11 protein-coding genes and 1 tRNA gene are annotated in these 12,212 nt (G+C 66.0%); 6 read left to right on the top strand and 6 right to left on the bottom strand.

All coding sequences use genetic code 11. The features are described from left to right. Positions 1 to 430: 430 nt before the first annotated feature. From CFB49_RS13525 to CFB49_RS13510, 4 genes are all read right to left on the bottom strand, one after another. Positions 431 to 1,645, bottom strand: a complete 1,215-nt coding sequence (locus CFB49_RS13525; protein WP_059497987.1) for a tyrosine-type recombinase/integrase — start codon at positions 1,643 to 1,645, stop codon at positions 431 to 433. Positions 1,646 to 1,817: 172 nt separating this feature from the next. After that, positions 1,818 to 1,902, bottom strand: a tRNA-Leu gene (locus CFB49_RS13520). Positions 1,903 to 1,997: 95 nt separating this feature from the next. Next, positions 1,998 to 3,173 (bottom strand): ABC transporter substrate-binding protein, encoded by a 1,176-nt coding sequence (locus tag CFB49_RS13515; RefSeq protein ID WP_089491560.1) that lies wholly within the window; start codon positions 3,171 to 3,173, stop codon positions 1,998 to 2,000. Positions 3,174 to 3,241: 68 nt separating this feature from the next. After that, entirely contained in the window at positions 3,242 to 4,183 is a 942-nt protein-coding gene (locus CFB49_RS13510; protein ID WP_006478072.1) for a CysB family HTH-type transcriptional regulator, read from the bottom strand. Positions 4,184 to 4,397: 214 nt separating this feature from the next. Here CFB49_RS13510 and CFB49_RS13505 point away from each other — a divergent pair, with 214 nt between their 5' ends. The 6 genes from CFB49_RS13505 (at position 4,398) to cobA (ending at position 10,569) form a co-directional block, all read left to right on the top strand. Continuing rightward, positions 4,398 to 6,077: a nitrite/sulfite reductase gene (locus CFB49_RS13505; protein WP_089491559.1), complete on the top strand. Its 1,680-nt coding sequence runs from the start codon at positions 4,398 to 4,400 to the stop codon at positions 6,075 to 6,077. Positions 6,078 to 6,102: 25 nt separating this feature from the next. Then, a complete protein-coding gene (locus tag CFB49_RS13500; RefSeq protein WP_089491558.1) occupies positions 6,103 to 6,642 on the top strand; it encodes a DUF934 domain-containing protein in 540 nt (179 codons plus the stop codon). Further along, on the top strand, positions 6,639 to 7,382 hold the full coding sequence (locus CFB49_RS13495; protein ID WP_089491557.1) for a phosphoadenylyl-sulfate reductase: 744 nt from the start codon (positions 6,639 to 6,641) through the stop codon (positions 7,380 to 7,382). Before CFB49_RS13500 ends, CFB49_RS13495 begins: the two co-directional genes overlap by 4 nt. Before the next feature lie 75 nt (positions 7,383 to 7,457). Beyond that, complete coding sequence (gene cysD, locus CFB49_RS13490; protein ID WP_006478076.1) at positions 7,458 to 8,420, top strand: sulfate adenylyltransferase subunit CysD; 963 nt, start codon at positions 7,458 to 7,460, stop codon at positions 8,418 to 8,420. Positions 8,421 to 8,442: 22 nt separating this feature from the next. After that, positions 8,443 to 9,759, top strand: coding sequence for a sulfate adenylyltransferase subunit 1 (locus CFB49_RS13485; RefSeq protein WP_089491556.1), 1,317 nt, complete (start codon positions 8,443 to 8,445; stop codon positions 9,757 to 9,759). Positions 9,760 to 9,819: 60 nt separating this feature from the next. Continuing rightward, a complete protein-coding gene (cobA, locus tag CFB49_RS13480) occupies positions 9,820 to 10,569 on the top strand; it encodes a uroporphyrinogen-III C-methyltransferase (protein WP_069620394.1) in 750 nt (249 codons plus the stop codon). Between the two features lie 84 nt (positions 10,570 to 10,653). Here cobA and CFB49_RS13475 read toward each other — a convergent pair whose 3' ends face one another. Together CFB49_RS13475 and lptG are read right to left on the bottom strand one after the other, a co-directional pair. Then, positions 10,654 to 11,034 carry a sirohydrochlorin chelatase gene (locus CFB49_RS13475; protein ID WP_069620393.1) on the bottom strand — a complete coding sequence of 127 codons (381 nt, stop codon included), beginning with the start codon at positions 11,032 to 11,034 and terminating at the stop codon, positions 10,654 to 10,656. Between the two features lie 27 nt (positions 11,035 to 11,061). Continuing rightward, positions 11,062 to 12,210 (bottom strand): LPS export ABC transporter permease LptG, encoded by a 1,149-nt coding sequence (gene lptG / locus CFB49_RS13470; RefSeq protein ID WP_089435485.1) that lies wholly within the window; start codon positions 12,208 to 12,210, stop codon positions 11,062 to 11,064. Between the last annotated feature and the right edge of the window lie 2 nt (positions 12,211 to 12,212).

The raw sequence follows: 12,212 nt of genomic DNA, 5'->3' as shown, positions 1-12,212 counted from the left end.
GAGATGCGCGAAGCCTTACCCCATAAGGCTTTGTGGCCGATTCCGCCGTTTATCTCCAAATCTCCAACTCGTTTTGCACTGAGCGGACAGGCGTCGACCGTCTGCTTCTACCGCGAAGCCAGACGGGGCGCGGCTCTCCGGGATTCGACGGGCGTCGATGACGTGTTTTCGAGGGGGGGTGTCCGCGATGCGCCTCGATCGGACATTGTTGCGCCTGCCGCAAGTGTCAGGGTGGCCGGAAAGCGGGGGACCCTGCGTCTAGGGCAAAGACGCGGGGGCTCACACCCGCGTCTTTTCTCTACTGACGGCAAACATAGGGGGGGCACATAATAATAAGGGGCCAAATCATCGGCTTGCCCTATGCCTAGGCCGCTTGCGTTTTACTGGTGGGAAACGCACGGAAGGGGGTCATACTCGTAGCGGTACGGATCTATCTTGCCGCCGCGATCGGAATGATTTCCGCACCGGCTTTGAGCTTGTCGAGGTAGTCCGCCCACTGTTGCATCATCGAACGTCGGGCCTTGATGAATTTCGTTCGGTTATACGCCCGCCCCAGGCTGTCAGGGACGGTATGCGCTAGTTGGTGCTCGATCACTTCCGGCTTTTCCTCCAACTCTTCATGCAGGATCGTCCGTGCCATTGCCCGGAAGCCGTGACCGGTAATCTCGGTGCGAGTGTCGTAGCCGAGCCGACGAAGGGCTGCATTGATAGCGGCCTCGCTCATCGGCCGATTTCGGTCGCGAGCACCGGGGAACACGTAGACGCCTTCGCCAGTCAGGGCGTGAAGCTCGCGCAAAATCGTGACAGCCTGCGCGGCCAGCGGAACAAGGTGATCCGTTTTCGTTTTGTTGACGAAATAGCGCCATTCGCCTTTGTCGAGGTCGAATTGCGCCCATTCTGCCTTCCGCAACTCGCCCGGCCTAACGAACAGCATGGGGGCTAGCTTGAGCGCGCAGAGAACCGGGAACGTGCCTGTGAAGCCGTCGAACGCGCGAAGCATCTCGCCCACTTTCTCCGGCTCAGTGATTGAGGCAAAGTGTGTTGTCTGCGCGGGCGGGATTGCATCTACCAGATCGCGGGCCGGATCGGCCTTGCAGTGCCCCTCTTTGATGCCGTAGCGGAATACCCGGCTAATCTCGCTGCGGATGCGATGGGCGGTAAATCTGGCTCCACGCCCGTCTACGCGCTTCAGCACGACCAGTATCTCCGGGGCGTCGATTTCAGCGATAGGGCGCTTGCCGAGCCATGGGAATACATCGTTCTCCATGCGGGCGAGCGTCTTGGCATGCTGCGCTGGCTCCACGCTCGTCTTGCGCTCGTCCATCCAGCCGCGAGCGACAACCTCAAACGAATGGGCGGCTGCGAGCAGGCTGGCTCTTTTTTCCGCCTTCTTCGCTTCACCCGGATCGATGCCGGCAGCGAGCTTTTCACGGGCTTCGTCGCGCTTCTTCCGTGCGGCCGCCAATGAAACTTCCGGATAGACGCCGAGCGAGTAGCGCTTTTCCTTGCCCCCAAACCGGTATTTGAGGCGCCACCATTTGCCCCCGCTCGGGGCGATTTCTAGATAGAGGCCGCCTCCGTCGAACAGGCGCACGGGCTTGTCGGCAGGCTTGGCGTTCCGGATGGCTGTATCGGTTAATGGCACGGGGGCAACTCCAGACAGGTAAGGCAATTTCGGATGGGTTGCCCCCAATGTTGCCCCCGCTTGCCCCCGGCTGTCTACGCACCACACGGCACTTTGCCGGAATGAAAAAACCCGCGAAGCCTTGTGCTGTCGCGGGTTTTGGGACTTCCGGGAATTTCCCGGAACTATGTCGTGGTGCCCAGGGCCGGAATCGAACCGGCACGCCTTGCGGCGGGGGATTTTGAGTCCCCTGCGTCTACCAATTTCACCACCTGGGCTTGATCCTGGCCGCGCATACGGTGGTGCGCGGCGAAACGCGGATTATGGCGGAAAACGGGGCACCGGGCAAGCAGCCCGATGCCCGGCATGCAAGTCACTGGCTCAGATAGACGAACCGGCCCTGCTTCACGATCCCCATCACACTCGCGCGCTGGTCGAGCCCCACGTGATCCTTGTCACTCGTATTGACGACGCCGTTCGGCACGACGAGCTCGTGCGCGCGTTCGAGTTCGCGCCGCAGCGCCGCGCGGAAGGCCGGCGTGCCGGGCTGCGCGACCTTCAGCGCGCGGCCGACCGCATCGGCCAGGCGCGGATACACGCCCGCCGCGTCGCCCGCGAACTGTGTGACCGTGCCGGCGCCGTACTTCGCGTCGTACGCATCGACGAACGCGAGCGCGGCCTGGCGGGCCGGGTGGTCGGCCGGCAGCGTGCGCGCGACGACCACCGGCTGGGTCGGGAACAGCGTCCCGTCGACGTCCTTGCCGCCGAGCTTGATGAATTCCGGCGTCGCGATCCCGTGCGTCTGGTAGATCGCGCCCTTGTAGCCGCGCTCGATCAGCGTGCGCTGCGGCAGCACGGCCGGCGTGCCGGCGCCCGCAACCAGGATCGCGTCGGGTTTCGCCGCGATCAGTTTCAGCGCCTGGCCGGTGACGCTCGCGTCGGTGCGGTTGAAGCGCTCGGTCGCGATCACGCGGATCTTGCGCAGGTCCGCGAAGCGCGTGAATTCGTTGAGCCAGCTGTCGCCGTAGCTGTCCGCGAAGCCGATGAAGCCGACCGTCTTCACGCCGTGGTTGGCCATGTAGCGCGTCATCACGTCGGCCATCGCGCGGTCGCTCTGCGCCATCTTGAACGCCCAGGTCCGCGCGCCTTCCTGCGGCTCGACGATCGAGCCCGAGCCGACCAGCGTGATCATCGGCGTCTGTGCGGCGGCCACCGCGTCGAGCGCCGCGAGCGCGGCCGGCGTGATGTTCGGGCCGACCACGACGTCGACGTGATCCTCGTCGACCAGCTTGCGGATGTTGCGCACCGCGGCGCCCGGGTCGGACGCGTCGTCGAGCACCGTGACCTGCACGGGCTGCCCGGCGATCGTCTTCGGCCACATCAGGATCGCGTTCTTGCTCGTGATGCCGATCGCGGCGGCCGGGCCGGTCGACGACAGGTCGACGCCGACCTTCAGGTCGGCCTGCGCGGCCGCGCAGGTCAGCACGAGGGCGACGCCGGCGGCGCGGCGCAACGAGGCGGGCAGCCGTGGCAGGGCGGGAAGCGTCATGCGGGAATCTCCGTCGGGCAACAAAACGGGGCGCGACAGGCGCCCCCGTGTTCATTTATACCTGTCCGTCAAAGCTCATACGATTCGGCTTCGCCCTTGAGCGCCTGCTCGATCAGCTTGCGGTTCAGCGTCGGCGACAGCAGTTCGACGAGCGTATACACATAGCTGCGCAGGTAGGCGCCCTGCTTGAGCGCGACACGCGTCACGTTGCTGCCGAACAGGTGGCCGACCGGGATCAGCCGCAGGCCGCGATCGCGCTCGGGATTGAACGCGATGTCGGCCATGATGCCGACGCCGAGGCCGAGTTCGACATAGGTCTTGATCACGTCGGCGTCGATCGCCTCGAGCACGATGTCCGGCGACAGCCCGCGCAGCGCGAACGCATGATTGATCTTCTTGCGGCCGGCGAACGCGTCGTCGTACGTGATCAGCGGGTATTGGGCGAGATCGTCCAGCGTGACCGGCTTGCGTTCGAGCAGCGGATGGTCGGCCGGCACGACGGCCGCGTGATGCCACTGGAAGCAGGGCAGCGACACGAGCTCCTTGTAGTCGGAGATCGCTTCGGTCGCGATCGCGAGATCGGCCTGGTCGTGGATCACCATCTCGGCCACCTGCGTCGGGCTGCCTTGCAGGATCGACAGGTGCACTTTCGGGAAGCGCTTCTTGAACTCGGCGATCGCGGCCGGCAACGAGTAGCGAGCCTGCGTGTGGGTTGCCGCGATGGTCAGGTTGCCCTGGTCCTGCGCCGCGTAATCTTTTCCGACCCTTTTCAGGCTTTCCACTTCCTGAAGAATCCGCTCGACCGACGCGAGGATGATCCGGCCCGGCTCGGTGAGCGAGCGCACCCGCTTGCCGTGTCGCGTGAAGATCTCGACGCCCAGCTCGTCCTCGAGCTCGATGATCGCCTTCGACACCCCCGGTTGCGACGTGTAGAGCGCCTTGGCGGCCTCGGTGAGGTTGAAATTCTGCCGGACGGCCTCGCGCACGAAGCGAAATTGGTGCAGGTTCATTTATAACCCTTCCGCATATCAACAGAATTTTTTAGTCGTTTGAAATATAAGGGGAGTTTATTACGATTCACCGGAGTTTTTCAAATATGGATATCTGTTTTCGTCATTAGCAATCCAGCCGGCCTCGGTTGGCGGCGATGACGACGGAACGGAGATTCGGGCGCGACGTGGCTAGGACGTCGCGCGGTCACCACGAAAACCCTGGGGTCCCCGAATGTATCAGTACGACCAATACGACCAGACGATCGTCGACGAGCGTGTCGCGCAGTACCGCGATCAGGTGCGCCGCCGGCTGTCGGGCGAGTTGAGCGAAGACGAATTCCGTCCGCTGCGTCTGCAGAACGGCCTGTACATGCAGCGCCACGCGTACATGCACCGCATCGCGATTCCGTACGGCAACCTGCGCAGCGACCAGCTCCGGATGCTGGCCCGCATCGCCCGCGAACACGACCGCGGCTACGGCCACTTCTCGACGCGCTCGAACATCCAGTTCAACTGGATCGAGCTCGAAGACACGCCCGAGATCCTCGCGAAGCTCGCGTCGGTGCAGATGCACGGGATCCAGACGTCGGGCAACTGCATCCGCAACATCACGGCCGACCAGTTCGCCGGCGTCGCGCAGGACGAAGAGATCGATCCGCGCCCGTGGGCCGAGATCCTGCGCCAGTGGTCGACGTTCCATCCCGAATTCGCGTGGCTGCCGCGCAAGTTCAAGATCGCGGTGTCGGGTTCGAAGCATGATCGCGCGGCCGTGCAGATCCACGACCTCGGCGTGTACCTGAAGAAGAACGCGCAGGGCGAGGTGGTCGCGAGCATCCTCGCGGGCGGCGGCCTCGGCCGTACGCCGATCATCGGTGCGGTGATCAAGGAAGACCTGCCGTGGCAGCACCTGCTCACGTACTGCGAAGCCGTGCTGCGCGTGTACAACCGCTACGGCCGCCGCGACAACCTGTACAAGGCGCGGATCAAGATCCTCGTGAAGGCGCTGTCGCCGGCGAAGTTCGCGCAGCAGGTCGAGGAAGAGTGGCAGCACCTGAAGGACGGTCCGTCGACGCTCACGCAGGCCGAAATCGACCGCGTGTCGCAGTATTTCCAGCCGCCCGTCTACGAGAAGCTGGCCGACACCGATGCGTCGTTCGAACAGCACCTGCTGGAGAACAAGGCGTTCGCGCGCTGGGTCGAGCGTAACGTCGCGCCGCACAAGGTGCCGGGTTATGCGGCCGTCACGCTGTCGCTGAAGGACCACCGCGTGGCCCCGGGCGACGCGACCGACGCGCAGATGGATCTGGTCGCGGACTGGGCCGACGCATACTCGTTCGGCGAGTTGCGCGTGTCGCACGAGCAGAACCTGATTCTCGCGAACGTGAAGAAGCGCGACCTGTTCGCGCTGTGGGAAAAGGCGAAGGCGGCCGGTTTCGCGACGCCGAACGTGGGCCTCCTGACCGACATCATCGCGTGCCCGGGCGGCGACTTCTGCTCGCTCGCGAACGCGAAGTCGATCCCGATCGCGCTGGCGATCCAGCAGCGTTTCGACGATCTCGACTACGTGTACGACCTCGGCGAACTGTCGCTGAACATTTCCGGTTGCATGAACTCGTGCGGTCACCACCACGTCGGCAACATCGGCATCCTCGGCGTCGACAAGGACGGCGCCGAGTGGTATCAGGTGTCGCTCGGCGGCGAGCAGGGCACGGGCCGCAACGGCGCGCGCCTCGGCCGCGTGATCGGGCCGTCGTTCTCGGCGGAAGAAGTGCCCGACGTGATCGCGAAGCTGATCGATACGTTCGTCGAGGCACGCCTCGACGGCGAGCGCTTCGTCGACACGTACGACCGCATCGGCATCGCACCGTTCAAGGAGCGCGTGTATGCGGCGCGCCAGGCAGTGAACGCGTAACCAACCGGGTAGAGGGAATTTGCAGATGGCTTCGATTATCAAGAACCGCGCAGTGATCGACGACGCATGGCAGGTCGTGCGCGCGGCGGAAGACGGTGCGCTGCCCGCGGTCGACGCATTGCCGGCCGGCAAGGTGCTCGTGCCGTTCGCGTGGTGGCAGGCCGAGCGCGCGGCGCTCGTCGCCGCGAAGACGAAGGACGAACTCGGCGTGTGGCTCGCGCCGGACAGCGAACCGGCCGATCTCGTGGCCGATTTCGGCGCGATTTCGCTGATCGCCGTGGATTTCCCGCGCTTCGCGGACGGCCGCGGCTACAGCATCGCGCGCCTGCTGCGCGAGCGCCATGGCTGGACCGGCGAGCTGCGCGCGATCGGCGACGTGCTGCGCGACCAGCTGCTGTACATGTCGCGTTGCGGCTTCGACGCCTTCGCGGTGCGTGCCGACAAGGACATCCATGACGCGCTGAATGCGTTCACGGAATTCACGCAGCGTTACCAGGGCGCGTTCGACGAACCGGCGCCGCTGTTCCGCCGCCGCGCGGCTGCGGATGCGAAGGTGAGCGCATGAGCGCCGCCATCGCGCTGACGCCGGAACTTGCCGCGAAGGTCGAGCGCCTCGATGCGCTGCTCGCGCAGATCGGCGAGCGTCACGACAAGGTGAAATTCGCGAGCAGCCTCGCCGCGGAAGACATGCTGCTCACGCACGCGATCCTGTCGAAGGGCGTGTCGATCGGCATCTTCTCGCTGAACACCGGCCGCCTGCACGCGGAAACGCTCGGCATGATCGACCGCGTGCGCGAGCGCTACGGCTACGAGATCGAGCAGTTCCATCCGCGGCAGGATGCGGTCGACCAGTACGTCGCCGAGCACGGCCTGAATGCGTTCTACGAGAGCGTCGAGCTGCGCAAGTCGTGCTGCCACATCCGCAAGGTCGAGCCGCTGAACCGCGCGCTGGCCGACGTCGGTGCATGGGTCACGGGCCAGCGCCGCGAGCAGTCGGTGACGCGTGCGGAGCTTCACGAGGAAGAACGGGACGAAGCGCGCGGGATCGCGAAGTACAACCCGCTCGCCGACTGGACGGAAGCCGACGTGTGGGCGTACCTCAAGGCGTTCGACGTGCCGGTCAACCCGCTGCATGCGCGCGGCTATCCGAGCATCGGCTGCGAGCCGTGCACGCGTGCGATCCGTCCGGGCGAGGACAGCCGCGCGGGCCGCTGGTGGTGGGAGTCGCGCGACACGAAGGAGTGCGGGCTGCACATCACGATCACGCCGATTCCCGCGAACGCCGAAGCCGGCGCCGCGCACTGAAAGCCGACAAGAAACTGAATATTGCGCCGCCTGCGACAGCGGGCGGCACGAACCCAGAAGAGAAGGACTGAAATCATGAGCACGACGCTCGAGCAATCCGCCTTTGCCCCGCCCACCGGCGCCGACAGCCGCATGGGCCACCTCGACTGGCTCGAAGCCGAGTCGATCCACATCCTGCGCGAACTGGTTGCCGAATGCAGCAAGCCGGCGCTGTTGTTCTCGGGCGGCAAGGATTCGGTCGTCGTGCTGCATCTCGCGCTGAAGGCGTTCGGCCTTGGCGCGAACCGCAAGACGACGCTGCCGTTCCCGCTCGTGCATATCGACACGGGCCACAACTACGAGGAAGTGATCGACTTCCGCGATCGCCGTGCGCAAGAGCTGGGCGCGGAGCTGGTGGTCGGCCACGTCGAGGATTCGATCAAGCGCGGCACGGTCGTGCTGCGCCGCGAAACCGATTCGCGCAACGCCGCGCAGGCCGTCACGCTGCTGGAAACGATCGAGCAGCACGGTTACACGGCGCTGATCGGCGGCGCGCGCCGCGACGAAGAGAAGGCGCGTGCGAAGGAGCGGATCTTCTCGTTCCGCGACGAATTCGGCCAGTGGGACCCGAAGGCGCAACGTCCGGAACTGTGGAGCCTGTACAACGCCCGCCTGCACAAGGGCGAGCATCTGCGCGTGTTCCCGATCTCGAACTGGACCGAGCTCGACGTGTGGCAGTACATCGCGCGCGAGAACCTCGAACTGCCGTCGATCTACTACGCGCACCAGCGCGAGATCGTGCGCCGCAACGGGCTGCTCGTGCCGGTCACGCCGCTCACGCCGATGCGTGACGGCGAGACGAGCGAGCTCGCGCAGGTGCGCTTCCGCACGGTCGGCGACATCAGCTGCACGTGCCCGGTCGAGAGCGACGCGGACGACGTCGAGAAGATCATCGCCGAGACGGCGGTGACCGAGATCACCGAGCGCGGCGCGACCCGGATGGACGACCAGGCATCCGAAGCTGCGATGGAACAGCGCAAGAAGCAAGGTTATTTCTGAAGCACACGAGGACATTCACATCATGAGCATCATCGAGAACACCGAAGACCTCGGCGTGTTGCGTTTCATCACCGCAGGCAGCGTCGACGACGGCAAGAGCACGCTGATCGGCCGCCTGCTGTACGACAGCAAGGCCGTGCTGTCCGACCAGCTGTCCGCGCTGTCGCGCGCGAAGAACAAGCGCACGGTCGGCGACGAGCTCGATCTCGCGCTGCTGACCGACGGACTGGAAGCCGAGCGCGAGCAAGGCATCACGATCGACGTCGCGTACCGTTACTTCGCGACCGCGAAGCGCAAGTTCATCATCGCCGACACGCCGGGCCACGAGCAGTACACGCGCAACATGGTGACGGGCGCGTCGACCGCGCACGCGGCGATCGTGCTGATCGACGCGACGCGCATCACGGTCGAGAACGGCATCGTGCAACTGCTGCCGCAGACCAAGCGCCACAGCGCGATCGTCAAGCTGCTGGGGCTGCAGCACGTGATCGTCGCGATCAACAAGATGGACCTCGTCGACTACAGCGAGGCGCGCTTCAACGAGATCCGCGACGCGTACGTCGCGCTCGCGAAGCAGCTCGGCCTGGCCGACGTGCGCTTCGTGCCGGTGTCGGCGCTCAAGGGCGACAACATCGTCGGCGCGAGCGAGCGCATGCCGTGGTACGCGGGCGAGCCGCTGCTCGACGTGCTCGAGTCGCTGCCGGTCGAGACGCAGGCGCATGACGCGCTGCGCTTCCCGGTGCAGTGGGTCGCGCGCCAGGACGGCAGCTCGGCCGACGATTTCCGCGGCTACATGGGCCGGATCGAGTCGGGCGAAGTGAAGGTGGGCGACGCGATCGTCGTGCTGCCGTCGAACCGCACCGCGACCGTCGCCGAGATCGTCGCGCCGGTGCCGGGCGGCACCGCGTCGGTCGCGCACGCGTTCGCGGGCCAGACGGTGACGATCCGTCTCGAAGAGGACGTCGACGTGTCGCGCGGCGACATGTTCGTCACGACGGCCGAGCCGGTCGAGCCGGCCAGGAAGCTCGAGGCCGACCTGTGCTGGTTCGACGACGCGCCGCTGTCGCAGCAGCGCAAGTACCTGCTGAAGCAGACCACCAGCACGGTGTTCGCGAAGATCGGCGCGGTGAAGCAGGTGCTCGACGTGCATACGCTGTCGCACGCGACCGACCGTCAGGAACTGAAGATGAACGACATCGGCCGCGTGGCGCTGACGCTGCAGAAGCCGATCGTCTGCGACACCTACGATGCGCACCCCGGTACGGGCGCGTTCGTGCTGATCGACGAGGCGACGCATCACACGGTCGCCGCGGGCATGATCCGCGCGTTCTCGGCGTAATCGTCAATCTGCGCGGCGGCGAACCGGCCGCCGCGGCAGGACCCTAGCGAAGCGACAAACATGGGCAAGGTATATCTGATCGGAGCAGGGCCGGGCGCCGCGGACCTCATCACGGTGCGCGGCATGCGGCTGCTCGAGCAGGCCGACGTCGTGCTGCACGACGCGCTCGTCGAGCCGGCGATGCTCGACTATGCGCCGAACGCGCGCAAGATCGCGGTCGGCAAGCGTTGCGGACAGCGCTCGACCGCGCAGCATTTCATCAACAAGCAGATCGTCGATGCGGCGCGCGAGCATGCATGCGTCGTGCGGCTGAAGGGTGGCGATCCGATGCTGTTCGGCCGCGCGGAAGAGGAAATGCGCGCGCTGGAAGCGGCCGGCATCGACTACGAGGTCGTGCCGGGCATCACCGCGGCACTGGCCGGCGCGGCAACGCTGAAGCGTTCGCTCACGTTACGCGGCGTGTCGCGCAGCGTGGCCTTTGCGACGCACAGCCGCGCGCCGGGCAGCGACGAGATCCGCGAAGCTGCGCGCGCCGATTCGATCGTCTACTACATGGGCCGCGACAGCGCGCCCGGCATCGCGCAGGAACTGATCGACGCGGGCCGTGCGCCGGCGACGCCGGTGGCGATCGTCGAGGCCTGCAGCACCGCGCGCGAACGCACGCTGACGCTGACGCTGGCGCAGATGGCGGCCGGCGACGCGCAGGCTTGGCTCGATCCCGCGGAACCGAGCCTGCTGATGATCGGCGATGCCTTCGCCGAGCGCGCACGGCAAGCGCAGGCGAGTGCGCCGGTGCGCCATGCCGCCTGAGCGCGGCTCGAACGCGGTCCGAAACGAAAAAAGCGCCGGCAGATGCCGGCGCTTTTTCTTTGGGGGCGGCGAACGCGTGGGCGGCTACGCGGCGCCGCCGAGCTGGTCGATGCAATAGCGCGCGACCGCGTCGAGCACGCCGTCGTCTTCGCCGACGGCCGTCGCGCAGCGGATTTCGACGCCCGGATGCGCGGCGCGGCATGCATCGACGAGCTGCGGCAGGTCGCGGCGCACGTGGCCGCCCTGGCCGAAGAACACGGGCACCACGGTGATGCGCGCGCAGCCGGCCGCGACTTGCGCGGCCACGGCCTCACCGAGCGACGGCGTCATCAGTTCGAGGAACGCAAGCGACACCTGCGCGGCCGGGGAGGCGCCGCGCAGCCGCGCGGCGAGCCGCTCGAACGGCTCGGCCCAGCGCGGGTCGCGGGCGCCGTGGCCGAACAGGACGATACCGTGCGAATGCATGTCGAAGCCTCCATCGCGACGCGGCGCTCAGTGCCGGTCGACCCACTTGAGCGCGAACAGGCCGAGCGCGAGATAGATGAGGCCCGGCGTCGCGGCGGTGAGCGGCGCGGGCCACGTGTTCAGCGTGCCGATGTGCGAGAACAGCGTGTTGAGCAGCTGGAAGCTCATGCCGAGCATGATGCCGCCGAACACCTTCACGCCGACCACGCCGGCCCGCGTGTGCAGATACGCGAACGGCAGCGACAGCACGAGCATCACGAACACGGCGAACGGATACAGCAGCTTGCGCCACAGCGCGATGTCGTAGCGCTGCGTGTCCTGCTGGTTCTCGCGCAAGTGCTGGATGTAGCGGAACAGGTTGACGATCGACATGCGCTCCGGCGACACGAGCAGCACCGACAGGATCTGCGGCGTCAGGTCGGACCGCAACCGGTATTCGGGCAGCGACACCTGCTGCGACCGGTACACGGGGTTCAGCGCGTCGGCCGGCTGGCCGCTGATCGGCTTGATCGGCGTCAGCTCCGTTTCGGTGACGCCTGTCAGCAGCCAGTGGCCGGGCGGCTCGTAGCGGCCGGTTTGCGCGATCCGCACGTTCTGCAGCTGGAATTTCGAGTCGAATTCGTAGATGCGCACGTTGCTGATCGTCGAGTCGGGCGACAGGCTGCCGACGTTGACGAAGCGCGTGACCTGCTCGCCGTTCTCGCGGGCCGCGAGCGTGTCCTTCACCCACACGCCCGACTGGAAGTTCGACGACACCGATGCGCCGAGCGCCTGCAGCCGCACGCGTTCGGACAACTGGTCGGCGTACGGGCCGACGAATTCGCCGATCAGGTAGGTGACGATCACGAGCGGCACGCCGATCTTCAGCAGCGAGCGCAGCGCCTGGTTGGTCGCGAGGCCCGACACGCGGAAGATCGTGAATTCCGAGTTCGCGGCCATCTGCGCGAACACGTAGATCGCGCTGATCAGCGCGGCGACCGGGATGATCTCGTAGAAGCGCGACGGCGTCTGCAGCGCGACGCGCAGGACCGCGTAGCCGAACTTGTAGTTGCCGTGCCCGACCGAATTCAGTTCGCTGATCAGGTCGAAGAAGAAGAACAGACCGGAGAACGCGAACAGGATGAAGATGAACGTGACGTAGATCTGCCGCGCGAAGTACTTTTCATAGAGCCGCATCG

It is taken from the genome of Burkholderia sp. AU17457, assembly GCF_002223255.1.
In the GTDB taxonomy this organism is placed as follows: domain Bacteria; phylum Pseudomonadota; class Gammaproteobacteria; order Burkholderiales; family Burkholderiaceae; genus Burkholderia; species Burkholderia sola.
This window is presented reverse-complemented; position numbering and strand designations above follow the sequence as displayed.